This window comes from Microbispora sp. H10670 (assembly GCF_014161385.1).
Lineage (GTDB): Bacteria > Actinomycetota > Actinomycetes > Streptosporangiales > Streptosporangiaceae > Microbispora > Microbispora triticiradicis.
In genome coordinates, this window is the sequence record NZ_JABBWW010000018.1 from 120,250 (window position 1) to 139,259 (window position 19,010).

The 19,010-nt window shown below is 70.8% G+C and carries 14 protein-coding genes; 6 read left to right on the forward strand and 8 right to left on the reverse strand.

Annotation, left to right across the window (positions count from 1 at the left end):
- Positions 1 to 76: 76 nt before the first annotated feature.
- Positions 77 to 712 (reverse strand): TetR/AcrR family transcriptional regulator, encoded by a 636-nt coding sequence (locus HHX33_RS23765; RefSeq protein WP_182876563.1) that lies wholly within the window; start codon positions 710 to 712, stop codon positions 77 to 79.
- A gap of 90 nt (positions 713 to 802) precedes the next feature.
- Between HHX33_RS23765 and HHX33_RS23770 the strand changes: the two genes are divergently transcribed.
- Positions 803 to 1,912, forward strand: coding sequence for a Gfo/Idh/MocA family protein (locus tag HHX33_RS23770; RefSeq protein WP_182876564.1), 1,110 nt, complete (start codon positions 803 to 805; stop codon positions 1,910 to 1,912).
- 4 nt (positions 1,913 to 1,916) lie between these two features.
- Here HHX33_RS23770 and HHX33_RS23775 read toward each other — a convergent pair whose 3' ends face one another.
- The 3 genes from HHX33_RS23775 to nrdR all read right to left on the reverse strand — a co-directional run bounded on the left by HHX33_RS23775 (position 1,917) and on the right by nrdR (position 6,108).
- A complete protein-coding gene (locus HHX33_RS23775; RefSeq protein ID WP_111697940.1) occupies positions 1,917 to 2,543 on the reverse strand; it encodes an NADPH-dependent F420 reductase in 627 nt (208 codons plus the stop codon).
- A 125-nt stretch (positions 2,544 to 2,668) separates the two neighbouring features.
- Positions 2,669 to 5,539 (reverse strand): vitamin B12-dependent ribonucleotide reductase, encoded by a 2,871-nt coding sequence (locus HHX33_RS23780; RefSeq protein ID WP_182876565.1) that lies wholly within the window; start codon positions 5,537 to 5,539, stop codon positions 2,669 to 2,671.
- 110 nt (positions 5,540 to 5,649) lie between these two features.
- The gene (gene nrdR / locus HHX33_RS23785) at positions 5,650 to 6,108 is read right to left on the reverse strand and encodes a transcriptional regulator NrdR (RefSeq protein ID WP_111697938.1); all 459 of its coding nucleotides are present in this window, start codon (positions 6,106 to 6,108) and stop codon (positions 5,650 to 5,652) included.
- Positions 6,109 to 6,538: 430 nt separating this feature from the next.
- On the opposite strand from nrdR, the gene lexA reads away from it, so the two are divergent.
- Both lexA and HHX33_RS23795 read left to right on the forward strand, forming a co-directional pair.
- A complete protein-coding gene (gene lexA, locus HHX33_RS23790) occupies positions 6,539 to 7,252 on the forward strand; it encodes a transcriptional repressor LexA (protein ID WP_373868689.1) in 714 nt (237 codons plus the stop codon).
- Positions 7,253 to 7,350: 98 nt separating this feature from the next.
- Positions 7,351 to 8,448 (forward strand): MalY/PatB family protein, encoded by a 1,098-nt coding sequence (locus tag HHX33_RS23795; protein ID WP_310741496.1) that lies wholly within the window; start codon positions 7,351 to 7,353, stop codon positions 8,446 to 8,448.
- Between the two features lie 9 nt (positions 8,449 to 8,457).
- Here HHX33_RS23795 and HHX33_RS36420 read toward each other — a convergent pair whose 3' ends face one another.
- Positions 8,458 to 10,104 carry a cellulase family glycosylhydrolase gene (locus HHX33_RS36420; RefSeq protein ID WP_259402804.1) on the reverse strand — a complete coding sequence of 549 codons (1,647 nt, stop codon included), beginning with the start codon at positions 10,102 to 10,104 and terminating at the stop codon, positions 8,458 to 8,460.
- A 179-nt stretch (positions 10,105 to 10,283) separates the two neighbouring features.
- Positions 10,284 to 12,746, reverse strand: a complete 2,463-nt coding sequence (gene leuS, locus HHX33_RS23805) for a leucine--tRNA ligase (protein WP_182876566.1) — start codon at positions 12,744 to 12,746, stop codon at positions 10,284 to 10,286.
- A 472-nt stretch (positions 12,747 to 13,218) separates the two neighbouring features.
- Between leuS and HHX33_RS23810 the strand changes: the two genes are divergently transcribed.
- On the forward strand, positions 13,219 to 14,484 hold the full coding sequence (locus HHX33_RS23810; protein WP_182876567.1) for a hypothetical protein: 1,266 nt from the start codon (positions 13,219 to 13,221) through the stop codon (positions 14,482 to 14,484).
- A 16-nt stretch (positions 14,485 to 14,500) separates the two neighbouring features.
- Here HHX33_RS23810 and HHX33_RS23815 read toward each other — a convergent pair whose 3' ends face one another.
- Entirely contained in the window at positions 14,501 to 15,775 is a 1,275-nt protein-coding gene (locus tag HHX33_RS23815) for a cytochrome P450 (RefSeq protein ID WP_182876568.1), read from the reverse strand.
- Positions 15,776 to 15,838: 63 nt separating this feature from the next.
- Positions 15,839 to 16,822, reverse strand: a complete 984-nt coding sequence (locus HHX33_RS23820; RefSeq protein ID WP_310741497.1) for a GlxA family transcriptional regulator — start codon at positions 16,820 to 16,822, stop codon at positions 15,839 to 15,841.
- Positions 16,823 to 16,920: 98 nt separating this feature from the next.
- Between HHX33_RS23820 and HHX33_RS23825 the strand changes: the two genes are divergently transcribed.
- Both HHX33_RS23825 and HHX33_RS23830 read left to right on the forward strand, forming a co-directional pair.
- Complete coding sequence (locus HHX33_RS23825; protein ID WP_220502132.1) at positions 16,921 to 17,355, forward strand: hypothetical protein; 435 nt, start codon at positions 16,921 to 16,923, stop codon at positions 17,353 to 17,355.
- A gap of 116 nt (positions 17,356 to 17,471) precedes the next feature.
- The gene (locus HHX33_RS23830) at positions 17,472 to 19,007 is read left to right on the forward strand and encodes a long-chain-fatty-acid--CoA ligase (RefSeq protein ID WP_182876569.1); all 1,536 of its coding nucleotides are present in this window, start codon (positions 17,472 to 17,474) and stop codon (positions 19,005 to 19,007) included.
- The last annotated feature ends 3 nt before the right edge of the window (positions 19,008 to 19,010 follow it).

Below are 19,010 nucleotides of genomic sequence, written 5' to 3' on the forward strand. Positions count from 1 at the left end.
GTGTCTTCAGGGAGCGGTCGCAATCGCGCCCACGTCGATCTCGTCGGCATCGCCGACGAGCGGATCTACGACAACGTCAGGCGGGCGGCGTCCCCGGCAACCCCTGCGACCGCGGCGCACGGAGCCCGTCGAGCACGACGCGCAGGTTCCGGCCCCACTGCTCGTCCCCGGCCCGGAGCCTGAGTGTGCGCGGGCCGGTCGCCACGGCCGCCAGCAGGAACGGCACGTCCTGCCAGGCCACGTCGCTCCGCATCACCCCCGCCTCCTGCGCGCGCTCCACCAGAAGCCGCACGCTTTCCTGGATTCGGCCGAGGACCGGGTAGAGGTTCGGCCCGCACGCGCCGCCGACGGCCTCGCGGATACCGCAGCTCTCCGCGCGCAGCCGCACGTACGCGACGGCGAAGGTCTCGAATCCGTGCCAGGGGTCGGGATCGGCGGCGGCGTTCGCGGCCAGGTCGGCCATCTCCGCGAACACCTCGTCGAGGACCGCCTCCAGCAGCGCCTCGCGGGAGGACACGCGCCGGTAGAAGGTACCGATGCCCACACCGGCCCTGCGGGCGATCTCGTGCGCCGTGACCTCGACTCCTATCTCGGCCACCGCCGCCCGGGCGGCCTCCACGAGCCGCTCCATGTTGCGCCGCGCGTCGGCACGTGGCGTCCGCCCCTGCTCCGCCGCCAGCAGGGCGCCGACCGCTCCGTCCCGACTGCTCATGACCGCAGCCTACCAACCGGACTCGGTGCGTCCGGTTATGCTTGGTCGTAACCGGACGACAGAGGTCCGCTTATTGGGTGGAGGCGGGAAATGAGCAGTATCCGTGTGGGCATCGTCGGCGCCAACCCCGAGCGCGGCTGGGCGGTGCGCGCGCACGTCCCGGCACTGCGGACGCTGCCGGATTACGAGATCACGGCCGTGGCGACCAGCCGGGAGGACAGCGCCCGGGAGGCCGCGCGCAGGTTCGGCGCCGCGCACGCGTTCACCGATCCCCGGGCCCTGGCCGCGCATCCCGAGGTGGACCTCGTCGTCGTCACGGTCAGGGTCCCCCGGCACGCGGAGCTCGTCGGCGCCGCCCTGGAGGCCGGCACCCACGTGCTGTGCGAGTGGCCGCTCGCCCGGACGACCACCGAGGCGCGCGACCTGCTCGACCAGGCACGCGCGGCCGGCGTACGGCACGCGCTCGGGCTGCAGGGCCGGTTCGCCCCCGCCGTGACGTACGCCCGCGACCTGCTCCGGGACGGCGCGGTGGGCCGGGTCACCTCGGTGAACGTCCACTCGGCGGTCGGCAAGGGCGCGAACGGCAGGCTGCCGTCCTGGTCGGCGTACACCGTCACCCGCGCCGGCGCGGCCGGCCTGCTGGAGGTCGTGGGCGGGCACACGCTCGACGTCGTGGAGCACCTTCTGGGCGGCGTCGCCTCCCTGTCCGCCACCCTCTCCGTCCAGCGCCCGCAGTACACGATCGAGGACAGCGGCGAGACGATCGAGGCCGACACCCCCGACCAGCTCCTGCTCTCGGCGACCATGACGAGCGGCGCCGCGGTCTCCCTGCACCTCCACAGCGGCAAGGTCACCGAGCCGGGCACACGGATCGAGATCTCCGGCACCGAGGGCGACCTCGCGCTCGTGTCCACCGGCCCCGGCAGCCCGTACGGCGTGCAGATCGGCGAGCTGCGCCTGCACGGGACGGCGGGGGGCGCGTGGAAGGAGCTGCCCGTTCCCGAGGAGTACGTCCCGGTGCCCGAGGCGGCGGGGGACGCGCGCAACGTCGCCGGGCTCTACGCCGCTCTCGCCGCCGACCTCCGCACCGGCGGAGGGAGGGTGCCGGACTTCGCGCACGGCCTGCGCCTGCACGGCCTGCTCGACGCGATCCGCCGCTCCGCCGAGACCGGCACCCGCCAGACGGTCGCCCCTGCCTGATCCGTCAGCCTCGCGCGAGGGCGTCGCGCAGCTCGGCGACGGTGAGACGGGGGCCGTAGGCGGGCTTGTCCCGCTGGAAGCGGCGTCCCTCCGCGAGCGGGCCCGCGTCGACCACGTCGAAGCCGAAGGAGTCGATGAGCTCGGCGACCTGCCGCTTGGCCTCGGCGTCGTCACCCGCGATGGGCAGCGCCCGCCGGTTCTCCGCGCCGGCGGGCAGACCCTGCTCGGCCAGGTGAACATGGGCGATGGAGTTGAAGGCCTTCACGACGCGGGCCTCCGGCAGATGCGCGGCGAGCACCTCGCTGTCACTGGTCTCGTCCGAGTCGATCTCGGGGAAACGGCCGTCCCGCTCGAAGTAGTAGTTGTTCGTGTCGATCACCGTCTTGCCCTTCAGCGGCTCGGCCGGGACCTCCCGGTACCGCCCGAAGGGGATGGTGACGACGACGATGTCGCCCGCCTCCGCGGCCTCGGCCGGGGTGGCGGCGCGCGCGTCCGGGCCGAGCCGGGCCACGAGTTCGGTGAGCGTCTGGGGCCCGCGGGAGTTGCTCAGCACCACTGAGTGGCCGGCGTCGACCGCCAGCTTCGCCAGGGTGCCGCCGATCTTCCCGCTGCCGATGAATCCGATGACCATGGCTGCGGCAACACGGGAACCACCGGTGTCATTCCCCGCCGGAGGGCGTCCGGTCCTCTCCGGCACGCGCCAAGGGGACCGGCGAGTCCGCCGGCCCCCTTCGCTCACGGGGTTCGAACCGTAGGTCAGCTGCAGCCGCTGGTGCTGCCGCAGCCCTCGCAGACGTAGCAGCTTCCGGCCGGGCGCATCTTCGTGCCGCAGGTCATGCACAGCGGCGCGTCCGCCGTACGGCCCTGGTGGCTCTCCAGCGAGGCCCCGGCCCGGCGCGGCTCGGGCGCCGCCACCGGCTGCTCCACGTGGTTCTCGGCCGGCGCGTCGGCACGCTTCTCGATGGGCGCCGACTGGGCCAGTGCGGCCGTGTCGACGTCCTGGATCGCGGCCGGGTCCTCCCCGCGCTGCTGCGCGGCCCGCTCGGAGGCGGAGAAGATGCCCAGGGCCGCCCTGTCCTCGTACGGCAGGTAGTCGAGCGCGAGCCGCCGGAAGATGTAGTCCATCACGGACTGCGCCATCCGGACGTCCGGGTCGTCGGTCATGCCGGCGGGCTCGAACCGCATGTTGACGAACTTCTGCACGTACGTGTCCAGCGGCACGCCGTACTGGAGGCCGATCGAGATGGCCACCGAGAAGGCGTCCATGACCCCCGCGAGCGTGCTGCCCTGCTTGGACATCTTGAGGAAGACCTCGCCCAGGCCGTCGTCGGGGTAGGACGAGGCGGTCATGTAGCCCTTGGCCCCGCCCACCGTGAAGCGGGTGGTGGTGCTGGGCCGCTGGTTCGGCATCCGCCGCCGGGTCGGCCGCGCGACCTCCACGACCTGGACGACCGGCTCCTTCGACTCCGGAGCCGCTTCCTCGGAGGCGTCCTCGGAGGTCTTCTTCGCGATCGACAGCGGCTGGCCGACCTTGCAGTTGTCGCGGTAGACGGCCAGCGCCTTGAGGCCGAGCCGCCAGCCCTCCAGGTAGACCTGCTCGATGTCGTCGACCGTGGCCGCCTCGGGCAGGTTCACGGTCTTGGAGATCGCGCCGGACAGGAACGGCTGGACCGCCGCCATCATCCGGACGTGGCCCATCGGGGCGATGGCCCGCTCCCCCATCGCGCAGTCGAACACCTCGTAGTGCTCCGGCCGCAGGCCGGGGGCGTCCACGACGTGACCGTGCTCGGCGATGTACTCGACGATCGCCTCGACCTGCTCCTCCAGGTAGCCGAGCCGGCGCAGCGCGCGCGGGATCGTCTGGTTGACGATCTGCATGGAGCCGCCGCCGACGAGCTTCTTGAACTTGACCAGCGCCAGGTCGGGCTCGATGCCGGTGGTGTCGCAGTCCATCATGAGCCCGATGGTTCCCGTGGGCGCCAGCAGCGAGGCCTGCGCGTTCCGGTAACCGTTCTTCTCACCGGTGCGGAGGCATTCCTGCCACTGCCGGGTGGCCTCGGCGTGCAGGCCCTTGTCCATGTCGTCGAGGGTGCGCAGATTGTCGTTGGCCGCGGCGTGCTTGCGCATGACCCGCTTGTGCGGCTCCGCGTTGCGCTGGTAGCCGTCGTACGGGCCGACGATCCCGGCGAGCTCGGCCGAGCGGCGGTAGGAGACGGCGGTCATCAGCGAGGTGATGCCCGCGGCGATCGCCCGGCCCCCGTCGGAGTCGTACGCGTGGCCGGTCGCCATCAGCAGCGCGCCCAGGTTGGCGTAGCCGATGCCGAGCTGCCGGTACGCCCGGGTGGTCTCGGCGATCTTCCGCGTCGGGAAGTCGGCGAAGGTGATGGAGATGTCCATCGCCGTGATGATCAGCTCGGTGATCTTCACGAAGTTCGCGACGTCGAAGCTGTCGTCGTCGCGCAGGAACTTCAGCAGGTTGATCGAGGCGAGGTTGCACGAGGAGTTGTCCAGGTGGACGTACTCCGAGCAGGGGTTGCTCGCCGTGATGCGCCCGGTCTCCGGGCAGGTGTGCCAGTCGTTGATCGTGTCGTCGTACTGCACGCCCGGGTCGGCGCACTCCCAGGCGGCCTGCGCCATCTTGCGGAACAGCGACCGGGACTCCACCTCCTCGATGACCTCGCCCGTCAGCCGGGCCCGCAGGCCGAAGTTCGACCCGGCCTCCACGGCGCGCATGAACTCGTCCGAGACGCGGACCGAGTTGTTGGCGTTCTGGTACTGGACGGACACGATGTCCTTGCCGCCGAGGTCCATGTCGAACCCGGCGTCGCGCAGCGCGCGGACCTTGTCCTCCTCGCGCGCCTTGGTCTCGATGAACTCCTCGATGTCGGGGTGGTCCACGTCGAGGACGACCATCTTCGCCGCCCTGCGGGTGGCGCCGCCCGACTTGATGGTCCCGGCGGACGCGTCGGCGCCGCGCATGAAGGAGACCGGGCCGCTGGCCGTGCCGCCGCTGGACAGGAGCTCCTTGGACGAGCGGATCCGGGAGAGGTTGACCCCCGAGCCCGAGCCGCCCTTGAAGATCACGCCCTCTTCCTTGTACCAGTCGAGGATCGACTCCATCGTGTCGTCCACGGCGAGGATGAAACACGCGCTCACCTGCTGGGGGGAGCGGGTGCCGACGTTGAACCAGACCGGGGAGTTGAAGCTGAAGACCTGGTGGATCAGGGCGTGCTTGAGCTCGTGGTCGAAGATCTCCGCGTCCTCGTCGGAGGCGAAGTAGCCGTTCTCGACGCCGGTCCTGGTGTAGACGCCCACCACCCGGTCGACGAGCTGCCGCAGGCTCGACTCGCGCTGCGGGGTGCCCACCGCGCCCCGGAAGTACTTGGTGGTCACGATGTTGGCCGCGTTGACCGACCAGGAGGCGGGGAACTCCACGCCGTGCTGCTCGAAGTTGACCGAGCCGTCGCGCCAGTTGGTCATCACGACGTCGCGCCGCTCCCAGCGGACCTCGTCGTACGGGTGGACGCCCGGCGTGGTGAAGATGCGCTTCATCTTCAGGCCCCTGCGCGGACGCTTCGCTCCCCGGCCTCCCGCACCCGCCGCTGTGCCGCTCACGGTCTCCGTCATGACTTCCCCCTCCCGGGGCCCGATGGAGCCCCTCTTTCCGACCACGCTCGTTACACCCTCATCGTCGCGCCGCACGGCTCGCTCCTCGCCCCGCCCGCCGGCGCCGGCGGCTACTCCCCGCCGCCGTGGGCCGCCCTGAGCCGCTCGATCTCCGCTTCGAAGTCCGCCAGCGTCTCGAAGCTCCGGTAGACCGACGCGAACCGCAGGTACGCCACCTCGTCCAGGTCGCGGAGCGGGCCCAGGATGGCCAGCCCCACCTCGTGCGAGGCGATCTCCGCGGCGCCGGTGGCCCGGATGGTCTCCTCCACGCGCTGCCCGAGCTGGGCGAGGGAGTCCTCGCCGACCGGGCGTCCCTGACAGGCGCGCCGTACGCCCGCGACGACCTTCTCCCGGGAGAACGGCTCGGTGACCCCGCTGCGTTTGCTCACCATCAGCAGGACGGTCTCCTGCGTGGTGAACCTGCGCCCGCATTCGGGGCAGGTGCGGCGGCGGCGGATGGCCGCGCCGTCCTCGGCTGCGCGGCTGTCCACGACCCGTGTGTCCGGGTGGCGACAGAACGGACAGTGCACTTCATCGCCTCCCTGAACGCCCATCCCGAACACAAGGTGTAGTGAACTTACACCGCTGTGACTACTAGATGTTGGGGTCCAACGGTAGAAGTGCCCGTCCTTGAACGCAAGTCGAACCGGGCGTGGCGGGGGAAGTTCCTGCTCGGCGGGCGTGTCGCCCCATCCGTCCCACCCGCCTCCCCTGCCCCGGGCACGAAGGAATAGGCCGTACGGCTTTTTCGCGCCCCGATTTCCCCATTCCTTCTGAGCTGGGCGTACGACCGGCCGAGAAGATCGGGTAAATCGAACACGGGATCGATCGAACTCCCGTACGATGAGGAGAACGGCGAGATCGGCGATTTCGCTGGATATCGAACAATTGTTTGACGCTGATCTTGAATCGCGGTACGGTCGCTCTGTGCGACATGAGGAACACGGATTGAGAGGTGGCATCGTGAGTGACCGAAGTGAGCAGGCGAATGGCGTCGGCGACCTCGCGGTTCGTCGGCGTGACTCGCTTGGCCTCACCCCCAGGCAGCGGAAGATCCTCGAGGTGATCCGCGACTCGGTCCAGCAGCGCGGCTATCCGCCGTCCATGCGGGAGATCGGGGAGGCTGTCCAGCTGACCAGCACCTCCAGCGTGTCGCACCAGCTCACGGCGCTCCAGCGTAAGGGCTACCTCCGCCGGGACCCGCACCGCCCCCGGGCGCTGGAGGTCAGGCTCCCCGGTGAGCCGGTCCTGTGGGTGGACCCGGACGCCGCCGAGGAGGAGAGCGGCTTCAACCGGCCCACCGCGGCGTACGTGCCGCTGGTCGGCCGCATCGCCGCCGGTGGCCCCATCCTCGCCGAGCAGAGCATCGAGGACGTGTTCGCGCTCCCCAAGCAGCTTGTCGGCGAGGGCACGCTGTTCCTGCTCCAGGTCTCCGGCGACTCGATGATCGAGGCCGCCATCGCCGACGGAGACTGGGTCGTGGTGCGGCAGCAGCCGGTGGCCGACAACGGCGACATCGTCGCGGCGATGATCGACGGCGAGGCCACCGTGAAGACGTTCAAGCGCAAGGACGGGCACGTGTGGCTGGTGCCGCACAACCCGAACTACGAGCCGATCCCCGGTGACGAGGCCACCGTGCTCGGCAAGGTCACGGCCGTCCTGCGCAAGCTGTAGTCACGCGGCTGTAGTCACGCCCGTGCCGGCGTCCCGCCGCGGGACGCCGGTATGGCTGCTTCCCGGATGACCGATATCCGGCGATTAGGGTGAGTCCCGTGAAACTCGACTCGCTCTCCCTGGAGGCCGCCCGCGCCCGTGACGGGATCAAGTGGGCCCTGGCCGCGCCCGACGTCATCCCCGCCTGGGTCGCCGACATGGACTTCCCGGTGCCCGACGCGGTCCGGGAGGCCGTCGCGCGACGCGCGGCCACGGATCTCGGCTATCCCGAGTGGCTGGACCAGCCGGCCGCCGGGCCGCTGGCGGAGGCGTTCGCCGAGCGGATGGAGGCGAGATACGGCTGGCGCGCCGATCCCGGGCACGTGCGGTCCTACACCGACCTCAACCAGGCCCTCCAGGTGCTGCTGCACCTCATGACCGAGCCCGGCGACGCCGTGGCGCTGCACGTCCCGGCCTACGACCCCTTCCTCGTCACCATCACGGGGATGGGCCGCCGCCTGGTGCCGATGCCGCTGACGGCCGAGGGCCGGTTCGAGGTCCCCGGCGAGCCCGTACGGGTGCTCCTGCTGGTGAACCCGCAGAACCCGTCGGGCCGGTCGTTCACCCGGGAGGAGCTGGAGGCGGTCGCCGCGTACGCCGACCGGCACGGCACGCTGGTGATCGCCGACGAGATCCACGCCGACCTGACGTACGCCCCGGCCCGGCACATCCCGTTCGCCACGATCCTCCCGGAGCGTACGGTCACGCTGACCTCCGCCAGCAAGGCGTTCAACATGGGCGGGCTGCACTGCTCGGTGGCCCATCTGGGCGCCAGGGGCGTCAGGGACGCGGTCGGCCGCCAGCCCGCCCACATCTACGGCGCGCCGAGCGTCCTCGGCGTGGAGGCCACGGTGGCCGCGTGGCGGCACGGCCACGCGTGGCTGGAGGAGGTGCTGGCGATCCTGGACCGCAACCGCCGGCTCATCGCCGAGCGGCTCCCGTCCGGGGTGGGGTACCGCATGCCCGAGGCCACCTATCTCGCGTGGCTCGACTTCGGCATCCCCGACGCCGCCTCCTTCGTCGAGCGGGAGGCCCGGGTCAAGCTCAACCCGGGCCCCAACTACGGAGGCGGGGACACGTTCGCCCGCCTCAACTTCGCGACGTCGGCGCCGATCCTGGAGGAGATCCTGGCCAGGATCGCCGCCGCGCTGAAGTGATCCGCCCGCTCAGCTCGCCGCGCAGGTGACCTGCGACGGCACGCCGTTGGTGCCGGACCAGCTCGCGTTGAACCCGAACGCCGTGGACGCCCCGGCACCGAGCGCCCCGTTGTAGGACATGTTCGTCACCGTGACGTTGGACCCGCTGGCGCTGAGCGAGCCGTTCCAGAGCTGGCTGATGGTCTGCCCGTTCGGGAAGGCCCACTTCACGGTCCAGCCGGAGATGGCGGAGCTGCCCGCCTTCACCGTGACCTCACCCTGGAAGCCGCCGCTGTACTGGTTGACGACCTTGTAGGTGGCGGTGCAGGACTTGCCCCCGTTCCCGCTGGGGGACGCGGACGGCGAGGCCGACGGAGACACCGACGGTGACGCCGAGGGAGAGGTCGAGGGCGAGGAGGACGGGGACGCCGAGGGCGAGGCCGAAGGCGACTGCGGCCTGCCGCCCACCGGCGGGATCAGGTACGGCGAGATGATGCTCTGCTTGGCCTGGTCGACCGTGGCCCAGTCGTCCTTCAGGATGCCGCCCGTGTCACCCGAGTTGGGGTTCCACGACCAGTAGGTGAACGACATGCCGTTCACCCCGGTGCCCAGGTACTTCATGAGCTCCTGGAGCCAGATCTTGTCGGTGTTGCTGGCCAGCGTGGTGCCGAACTCGCCCACCATGATCGGCGCGATGTTCTGCTTGTACAGGTAGCCGAAGTACTTGTCCCAGATGGCCGGCATGTTCGCCGGGTACGTCGGGTCGTCGAACCACGGCTGGTGGTAGACCGACGTGGCGTACTCGTGCGGCGAGTAGACGAGCCGGTTCGCCACGTTCAGCCGGACGGGGAACTGCCCGGCCTTGGTGAGGTTGCCGCCCCACCAGCCGCAGTCCTCGTCGTTGCTGGTGTCGTTGTCCCAGATGTTGGACAGGCCGCCGCTCGGGCAGCTCACGCCCTCCACGAAGATCAGCCAGTTGGGCTGCACGGACAGGATCGCGTTGCCCGCCCGCTCGGCCGCGAGCCGCCAGTCGCGCGCCTGGTCGCCGCAGCCCCAGCAGGAGCCGGTCGCGTTCGGGTTGGTGCCGTCGGCGTGCGGCTCGTTGTGCAGGTCGGCCCCGATGACCGTGGTGTTGCCGGCGTAGTGCTGGGCCAGCGACTTCCAGTCGGCGATCCAGGTCGACTCGGGAACGCCGGAGGTGTACCACAGCGCGGTCTGGCCCGCGCTGGTCGGCCGGTGCCGGTCGAGGATGATCCGCATGCCCTTCTGGCCCGCGTAGTCCACGACCTTGTCGAGGATCTGCAGCGGCGACAGGCCGATGAGATCGGGGTTGGATGCGGTGTTGACGCTCGTCGCCTGCGCGCCCGGCTTCAGCGCGTCGTCGGAGAACGGCACCCGGATCGTGTTGTAGCCCAGGTTCGCCATGAGGTCGAGCTGGCTCCTCCACGGGTTGTTGGCCCACAGCCCGTGGAAGGTCTTGTTGTCGGTCTCCATGCCGAACCAGTTGATGCCGGTCAGCCGGACGGTGGCTCCGGTGCTGTCGACGATCTTGTTCCCGCTGGTGTGCAGGTAGCCGGTGCCCGTGCCGGCCGCGTTCGCCGGTGAACCGGTGGCGACGAGCACGGTCGCCGCCATCGCGACGGCGGTCGCCAGCCCGCCGAGAATGCGTCTGTACAAGACGTGCCTCCCACGAGGGGCGCACGCCACCGGTGAGCCGTACGGTCAGGCGCGCACCCCAGACCACCGCCGGAGCGGTGGTGGTCGCGGCATGCCCTGACCGCACGCCTCATCTGTATGAGTGTTTTGTGGCTCGGGCGTAATTTTGTCCGGACAGCTGCCCGATCGTCAACGTCCGGTCACGGGACGATGTTGACGAGCTTCGGCGCCCGCACGATGACCTTGCGCGGCGCGCCGTCCAGGTAGGGCCTGACCTTCTCCGACGCCAGGGCCAGCGCCTCCAGGTCGGCCTCGGAGATGTCCGGGGACACCTCCAGCCGATCGCGGACCTTCCCCGCCACCTGGACCACGGCCGTGACCGACTCCTGCACCAGCAGCGCCGGGTCGGCCTGCGGCCAGCCCGCCTTCGCGACCGACGGCGCGTGACCGAGCCGCTCCCAGCCCTCCTCCGCGACGTACGGCGCGACCAGCGACAGCATGACCGCCAGGGTCTCGGCGGCCTCGCGGACGGCGGGGTCGCCGGCGCCGGGGCCGGCGTCGATCGCCTTACGCGCGGCGGAGGTCAGCTCCATCATGCGGGCCACCGCGACGTTGAACCGGTGGCCGTCGATGAGCCGGGTGACCTCGTCGATGGTCCGGTGGGTGACCTTGCGCAGTTCGACGTCGCCCCCGGCGAAGCCCGTGCCCGGGGCGGACGCCGCTCCGGCCTCCGTCATCACGCGGAACGCGCGGGCCAGGAACTTCTGCGACGCGGCCGGCGAGACGTCGGCCCAGTCGATGTCGTCCTCCGGCGGCCCGGCGAAGATCATCGTCAGCCGGACGGCGTCCACGCCGTAGTTGTCGATCTGCTGGCCGAGGTCCACGCCGTTGCCCAGCGTCTTGGACATCGCCTTGCCCTGGTTGATCACCTGGCCCTGGTTGAGCAGGCGCTCGAAGGGCTCGGTGAAGCCGACCAGGCCCATGTCGTGCAGGACCTTGGTGAAGAACCGCGCGTACAGCAGGTGGAGCACCGCGTGCTCGACGCCGCCGACGTACTGGTCGATCGGGCCCCACTCGCGGACCCTCTCCACGTCGAACGGGCCGTCGGTGTAGCCCGGGTCGCAGTAGCGCAGGAAGTACCACGACGAGTCGACGAAGGTGTCCATCGTGTCGGTGTCCCGCTGGGCGGGGCCCCCGCACTTGGGGCAGGAGACGTTGACCCAGTCCGTGGCGGCGGCCAGCGGCGAGACGCCCTTCGGCTGGAGGTCCGCGCCGCGCAGGTCGGGCAGCGTGACCGGCAGCTGGTCGTCCGGCACCGGGACCTCGCCGCAGTCCATGCAGTGGATGATCGGGATCGGCGTGCCCCAGAACCGCTGCCGCGACAGCAGCCAGTCGCGCAGGCGGTAGTTGACCGTTGCCCTGCCGGTGCCGCGCTCCTCCAGGACCTCGATGATCTTCTGGATCGCCTCGGCCTTCGTCAGCCCGTCGAGCGGGCCGGAGTTGACCAGCGTGCCCTCGCCGGGGGTGGCGACACCGGTCTCACCGGGGTCGGCCAGGCCGGTGTGCACGACGACCTTCACCGGCAGGCCGAACTTCCGCGCGAAGTCGAGGTCGCGCTGGTCGTGGGCGGGCACCGCCATGATCGCGCCGTGGCCGTAGTCGGACAGCACGTAGTCGGCGGCCCAGACCGGGATGCGCTCTCCGCTGACCGGGTTGACCGCGTAGGTGCCCAGGAAGACGCCGGTCTTCTCCTTCTCGGTGGACAGCCGCTCGATGTCGGAGAGCTTTGCGACCTCGGCGCGGTAGGCGGCCAGCGCCTCGGCCTGCTCGGGGGCGACGATCTCCTCGGCCAGCGGGGCGTCCGCCGCGACGACGAAGAACGTCGCGCCGTACAGCGTGTCGGGGCGGGTGGTGTAGACGGTGACCGGCTCGTCGCGGCCCTCGATCTCGAACCGGACGTCGGCGCCGGTGGAGCGGCCGATCCAGTTGCGCTGCATCGTGAGGATGCGCTCGGGCCAGCCGTCCTCGATCCGCGCCATGTCGTCGAGCAGCCGGTCGGCGTACTCAGTGATCTTGAAGTACCACTGCGTCAGTTCACGGCGGACGACGTCGGCTCCGCAGCGCTCGCACTTGCCCCCCACGACCTGCTCGTTCGCCAGCACGGTCTGGTCCTGCGGGCACCAGTTGACCAGGCCGCCCTTGCGGTAGGCCAGGCCCCGCTCGTAGAAGCGGGTGAACAGCCACTGGTTCCAGTGGTAGTACTCCGGGTCGCTGGTGTGCAGGCGGCGCGACCAGTCGAAGGAGATCGCGTACCGCTTGAACGAGTTCGCCTGCGTCTCGATGTTCGCGTACGTCCACTCGGCCGGGTGGGCGTTGCGCTTGATCGCGGCGTTCTCGGCGGGCAGGCCGAAGGAGTCCCACCCGATGGGGTGCAGGACGTTGTAGCCCTTCTGGAACCAGTACCGCGCGACGACGTCGCCGATCGCGAAGACCTCGCCGTGTCCCATGTGGAGGTCGCCGGAGGGGTAGGGGAACATGTCGAGCATGTACTTGCGCGGCCTGGTGTCCGCGGCGTCCTCGACCGCCGCGAAGGGGTTCGACTCCTCCCACCGCGGCAGCCACTTGGCCTGCAGCGCCTGCGGGTCGTACACCGGCTCGTCCACTTCCACTCCTCGCCCGGCGGCAGAATCAGGGTTGATGACGCCCGCCCGGGCAACCCCTGTCGTACGATCGGGGCAGCCCTCGCCTGCGCGCTCTCACGCGCCGAGCTGTGAGACGGATGCCCCAAGTACGGGGTGGCCCAGTGCAGGTGACGCAGTGCAGGGTGGCGGCACGCGTGTCAAGCGTAGCGCAGTCGCCCATGTGGCCGCGGTTTCGATCATCCGGGGCTGACCTCGCGTGTCAGAGTGCGATACCCGATGGTGATAGTTCCGTTGTGACCTCTTATGTCCGCTCCTTTACTGTGCTTCCGTGGCCAACACTTTCCCGCCTCCGGACCTGCCGATGCAGGACCCGCCCACCGACCCCACCGGTGAGCAGTTCCGCGGGGCATTCTCCGATTTCACTGCGGCAGCCCCCGGCTCCCATGAGATCATGCCAGGCACCCCCAATTCGGGCATGATCTCGGGAGGTAGCGTGCCCTCGGACCGCAGTGAGCCCCAGCGGGCGCCGGCCTGGCCGGAGGTCCCCCCGGCCTGGCCCGAGATCCCTCCGCCGGCCTCCTTCACACCCACAGTGCGCTCCTTCGTCGAGGGGGCGCCACGGGACGCGGACGCGGCGACCATGGCGGGCCCCGTGCCCGGCACGGCTCCGCGCATGCCCACCCCCGCCTTCGGCGAGCCCGGCCCGCCGCCGCGGTCCCCCGCCGGCCCCGCCGCGCCGGCCGGTCCGGCCACCCCGTTCACCCCGGCCGCCCCGTTCACCCCCTCGGTCCGGTCGTACGCCGAGACCTCCCCGCCCCTCCCCCCGCCCTCCCGGCCCGCCTCTCCGCACGCGTCCACGGCTCCGCCGCCGCCTCCCCAGCCGGACGACCCGTACCGGCCGTTCGTGACGGCGGGGCAGATCAGCGGGCCCAAGACGCCTCCGGCGCACCGGCAGCAGGAGCTGTGGAACACGGTGTTCGGGGAGAACTACCGGGCGATCGACGAGTACGAGGACGACGGGCCCGGCCGCCCCGTCTGGCTGTACGCGCTGGTGGCCTCCGTCGTGGCCGCGCTCGTGGCGGTGCTCGTCTGGGCGTTCGGCGCCGGGCCGCTCAGCTCGGGCAGGTCGGCCGAGGCGGCGACCCCGCCGCCCAAGCCCTCGGCCTCCACCCCCGCTTCCCGCTCCAGTGCCCGGCCACAGGCACAGGTGCCGCAGCTGCCCGTCTACAAGGGCACCGCCTCCCCGGTGAACGGCGTGCTCACCGACACCGCCGGCCGGATCACGCTGCCGAGGCTCGGCGGCCCCTGGCAGGCGGACGCCGACCCCGCCCAGACCAAGGCGACGTACGGCTTCACCACCCGGCAGTACGTGCCGGCCGGCATGACCACCAAGGGCAAGCGGGAGTTCGCCGTGGTGATGTCGGGGCCGCTGGCGCAGTCGCTCGCGGTGAAGTACACCACGCCCGACAAGCTGGGCCCCGTCCTCAGCGCGGTGATGTACCGCGCGCGGCAGACGCAGTTCCCCAAGGACAACAAGGTCACCAAGACCGCCCAGCAGCGCCTGTCGCGGGGCGGCCTGACCGGTCTGCTGGCCGCCTACAAGGTGACCGCCGACGGCGGCTCCACCACGGTCGTGATCGCCGCCGTCGACACCGGCGCCGACCTTCCCACGATCGTCTACATGGCGGTGCCGGAGCTGAAGAACGACCTGCTGCCCGACATCAACACGGTCGTCCGGTCGATCAAGCCGATCCGCTGAGGACCCCCTCCCGCCGTCAGAACGTGCAGGGCATGTGCTTGATGCCGTTGATGAAGCTGGACAGCAGGCGCTCCGGCTCGCCCGCCTCGATGCGGGGGACCCGGCGCAGCAGTTCGCGGAACATCACGGTGATCTCGCGGCGGGCCAGGTGGGCGCCGAGGCAGAAGTGGGGGCCGGGCCCGCCGAATCCGACGTGCGGGTTGGGGTCGCGCAGGATGTCGAACCGCAGCGGGTCGTCGAACACCCGCTCGTCCCGGTTGGCCGCCCAGTAGAACAGCAGCACCTTCTCGCCCACGCGGTAGCGCGTGCCGTTCATCTCGTGGTCCCGGGTGACCTTCCGGCGCATGAAGTTGACCGGTGCCGCCAGCCGGACGATCTCCTCCACGGCGCGCGGGGCGCGGCCCTCGAAGTCCTCCGTCCAGAGGCGCCGCTGATCGGGGTTGAGGGTGAGCAGGCGCATGCCGGAGGAGATGGCGTTGCGGGTCGTCTCGTTGCCCGCCACGACGAGCAGGATGAAGAACGAGGCGAGCTCCTGCGTGGTCAGCCGTTCCCCGTCGATGTTGGCGTTGACCAGCGACGAGATCAGGTCGCCGGTGGGCCGCTCGGCCCGGTGGACGGCGAGGTCCTGCACCAGTTGCTGCAGCTCCATCGCGGCGGTGAGCAGCGCGTGCGCGATACCCTGCGGGTCGCCGCCGTACTCGGGGTCGGTGGCGCCGAGGATGACGTTCGACCGGTCGAAGACGAAGCCGTAGTCCTTCTCCGGAATGCCCGCCATGTCGCAGATGATCTTCAGGGGCAGCCGGGCGGCCACCTCGGTCACGAAGTCGCAGCCCGGTCCGGTCTCCAGCAGGTCGTCCACGATGCGGGCGGCCGCCGCCTCGACGTCGGCCTCGAACTGCCTGATCATGCGGGGGGTGAACGCCCGGGAGACGATGCGCCGCAGGCGGGCGTGCCGCGGGTCGTCCATGTTGATCATGGAGCCGAAGTACTCGGTGAACTCCGCGGGCAGGTCGGGGATGTTGGTCGCCCCGCCGTCGCCGGAGCAGAAGATCTCGGGCGCGCGGCTGGCCTCCAGGATGTCGGCGTGCCGTACGAGCGCGTGGTAGCCGGGGCCGCGCGTCCCGGCGAAGTTGATCTCGGGCTCGGCGAAGAAGACCGGCGTGCCCAGGTCGCGCAGCAGCCGGAAGGCGTGCTCCCGCTCCTCGTCCGGCCGGGCCCAGAAGTCCCAGCTCGACAGGTCGATGTCCGGCACGGAGGTGATGGGCGCCCGCCCCGTGGGCCGCGTGGTCATGGACCCGCCCCTTCGACGAAGACTAGAACGACATTCGGTGGTCAGTCTGCCACAGCGCCGGGATCAGGAGCGGAAGGACTGCGGCAGGGCGGAGGCCTGCGCCTGCCGGTAGCGCGAGGGCGGGATGCCGTACAGGTCGACGAAGGCCTGACGGAGGGTCTCGGCCGTGCCGAAGCCGCACCGGGCCGCGACGGCGGCCACCGGCAGCGAGGTGGTGGCCAGCAGATGGGCGGCGGCCTCGGCCCGCGCCCGGCGGACGAACCGGCCCGGCGTCTGACCGAGGTGCCGGAGGAACAGGCGGGTCAGGTGACGCTCGCTCACCCCCGCCCCGGCCGCCAGCGCGGCGGTGCCCAGATCGGCGCCGAGGTGGCCGGTGACGTGGTCGACGACCCGCCTGACCAGGTCGTCGCCGGGGGGCGGGCCTTCGGTGAACATGCTCATCTGCGCCTGGTTGCCGGGACGCTGCAGATAGGTCACCAGGTGGCGGGCCACCTCCCGGGCCAGGGCGGAGCCGTTGTCCTCCTCGATGAAGGCGAGGGTCAGGTCCAGCGCGCTGGTGACGCCGGCGGCCGTGGTGACGTTGCCGTCCCGGATGAAGATCGGCGCGGCGTCCACGGTGATCTCGGGGTGGCGCGAGGCGAGCGTGGAAGCGTACCCCCAGTGCGTGGTGACGCGCCGGCCGTCGAGCAGCCCGGCGGCGGCCAGCACCGCCGCGCCCGTGCACACCGAGGCGACGCGGCGGCTCTCCCGGGCCAGACGGCGGACGTGCCCGACGATCACCCGGTTGGCGGCGGCGAGTTCGTGCCCGATGCCCCCGGACAGCACGAGCGTGTCCAGCGGCCCGGTGACGCGTTCGAGGGCCTGCTGCGCCTGCAGCGTCAGCCCGCTGCCACAGGTGACGGGCAGCCCGGAGGGGGTCACCAGGCACACGTCGTACGGAGGCGCGGCGCCCTGGACGTTCGCCATGACGAGGCTCGACGTCACGCACGCGATGTCCAGGAGTTCCGCCGCGTGGTACCCGACCACGACCACCCGCCGCGAGATCACACCGGGACTGTACGTCACAGGGACCGGTATCCCAAGTTTCCGGACCTGTCGCCGGTCCCGTACTTCGCGGAGCCCCCGGCCGCCGGGACAGTCGAGCCATGACACAGACGACGCCCGCCGGGCACACCGGCCTCCCGTCCGGCTCTCCGTCCGGCCCCCGGCGATGGAGACGCTTCGCCCTGCACTACCTCGAAATGGTTGTGGCGATGTTCGCCGGGATGTTCGCGCTCGGCCTGCTGTGGTCCGCCCTGGGGATCGGGTTCTCCCACACCCGCGACCCCGAGCTCGCCTACCTGCTGATGGCGTTCGACATGTCGGCGGGCATGGCCGTGTGGATGCGCGTGCGCGGCCACGCCTGGGCCGGGACGCTGGAGATGTGCGCCGCCATGTTCGTCCCGGTCGTGCCGTTGTTCCCTCTCCTGTGGCTGGGCCTGATCGACGGGATGACCGTGATGATCCTGGCGCACGTCGCGATGTTCCCGCTGATGCTGGCGGCCATGCTCCACCGGCGCGACGAGTACGCCCACTGCTGAACACGCTGCTGAACACGCTGCTGACCGGGCACTCAAAATCGGACGGATCAGCCGTTACGCTGAGGTACCTACCGGTTGGTATGGACCACGCGTCCGACAGAAAGAGGGAGCGGCAGATGCTCAACCTGGCCGTCGTGCTGGAGGACAGCGCACGTGACGAGCCCGACGCCACCGCGGTCGTCTTCGGAGACCTCCGCCTGCCGTACTCGCTCGTGAACACCATCGCCGGTCAGGTCGCCAACCTGCTCGCCGCCCGCGGCGTGGGCAGGGGCGACAAGGTCGCCCTCGCCTGCCCGAACCTGCCCTACTTCCCGTTCGTGTACTACGGGATCCTCAAGGCGGGCGCGACCGTGGTCCCGCTGAACGTGCTGCTGCAGGCCAGGGAGATCGCCTATCACCTGGACGACTCCGGCGCCAAGGCGTTCTTCTGCTTCGAGGGCACGCCGGAACTGCCGCTGGGCGAGCGCGGCCGGGCCGGGTTCGCCGAGGCCGGGCGGGCCGAGCACTTCATCGTGCTGCCGGCCACGCCGTTCGCCACCGAGTCGGCGTACGGCGAGACGTTGTGGGCGGCGCTCGACGGGGTGCCGGGCGAGTTCGAGACCGTGCAGACCTCCCCCGGGGACACGGCGGTCATCCTCTACACGAGCGGCACCACCGGGCAGCCCAAGGGCGCCGAACTGACCCACCAGAACATGGTGATGAACGCCGTCGTCAGCGACGAGATGTTCCCGCGCCAGGACCGCAGCACCTACCTCGTGGCGCTGCCGCTGTTCCACTCCTTCGGCCAGACCGTGCTGATGAACGCCGGGTTCCGGCGCCGCGCCACGCTCGTGCTGATGCCGCGCTTCGAGCCGGCCGAGGCGCTCGCCCTGATGGAGCGGGAGAAGGTCACGCTGTTCGCCGGAGTGCCGACGATGTACTGGGCGATGCTCACCGCGGTGCGTGCCGGGGCCGCCGCGGTGCCGTCCTCGCTGGTCACCGCCGCCTCCGGAGGGTCCGCGCTGCCGGTCGAGGTGCTCAAGGACTTCAGCGCGACGTTCGGGGTGGACATCCTGGAGGGCTACGGCCTGTCGGAGACCTCGCCGGTGGCCTCGTTCAACCAGCCGGGCCATCCCGCCAAGGCCGGCTCGATCGGCACCCCGATCTGGGGCGTCGAGATGAAGCTGGTGGACGCCGAGTGGAACACGGTCGGCGACCCCGGCGGCATCGGCGAGATCGCCGTCCGCGGCCACAACGTGATGAAGGGCTACCACAACCGGCCCGAGGCGACCGCGGAGGTCATGCGGGACGGCTGGTTCCGCACCGGGGACATGGCCCGGTGCGACGAGGACGGTTACTACTTCATCGTCGACCGGGCCAAGGACATGATCATCAGGGGTGGGTTCAACGTCTATCCCCGGGAGATCGAGGAGGTCCTCATGACCCACCCGGCGGTCTCGCTCGCCGCGGTCGTCGGGGTCCCCCACGAGTCGCACGGCGAGGAGGTCAAGGCGTACGTCATCCGCACGCCCGGCGACACGACCACCGAGGAGGAACTGGTGGCGTGGGGCCGGGAGACGATGGCGGCCTACAAGTACCCGCGGATCGTGGAGTTCCGCGAGTCCCTGCCGATGACCGCCACCGGCAAGATCCTCAAGCGCGAGCTTCGGTAGGAA

What these genes read in the sequence shown, in the direction of transcription:
- HHX33_RS23830 (WP_182876569.1), top strand. Translation starts at nt 17,472, where the DNA reads ATGCTCAACCTGGCCGTCGTGCTGGAGGACAGCGCACGTGACGAGCCC.
- HHX33_RS23770 (WP_182876564.1), top strand. Translation starts at nt 803, where the DNA reads ATGAGCAGTATCCGTGTGGGCATCGTCGGCGCCAACCCCGAGCGCGGC.
- HHX33_RS23775 (WP_111697940.1), bottom strand. Translation starts at nt 2,543, where the DNA reads ATGGTCATCGGATTCATCGGCAGCGGGAAGATCGGCGGCACCCTGGCG.
- HHX33_RS23815 (WP_182876568.1), bottom strand. Translation starts at nt 15,775, where the DNA reads ATGACCACGCGGCCCACGGGGCGGGCGCCCATCACCTCCGTGCCGGAC.
- HHX33_RS23780 (WP_182876565.1), bottom strand. Translation starts at nt 5,539, where the DNA reads ATGACGGAGACCGTGAGCGGCACAGCGGCGGGTGCGGGAGGCCGGGGA.
- HHX33_RS23765 (WP_182876563.1), bottom strand. Translation starts at nt 712, where the DNA reads ATGAGCAGTCGGGACGGAGCGGTCGGCGCCCTGCTGGCGGCGGAGCAG.
- HHX33_RS23825 (WP_220502132.1), top strand. Translation starts at nt 16,921, where the DNA reads ATGACACAGACGACGCCCGCCGGGCACACCGGCCTCCCGTCCGGCTCT.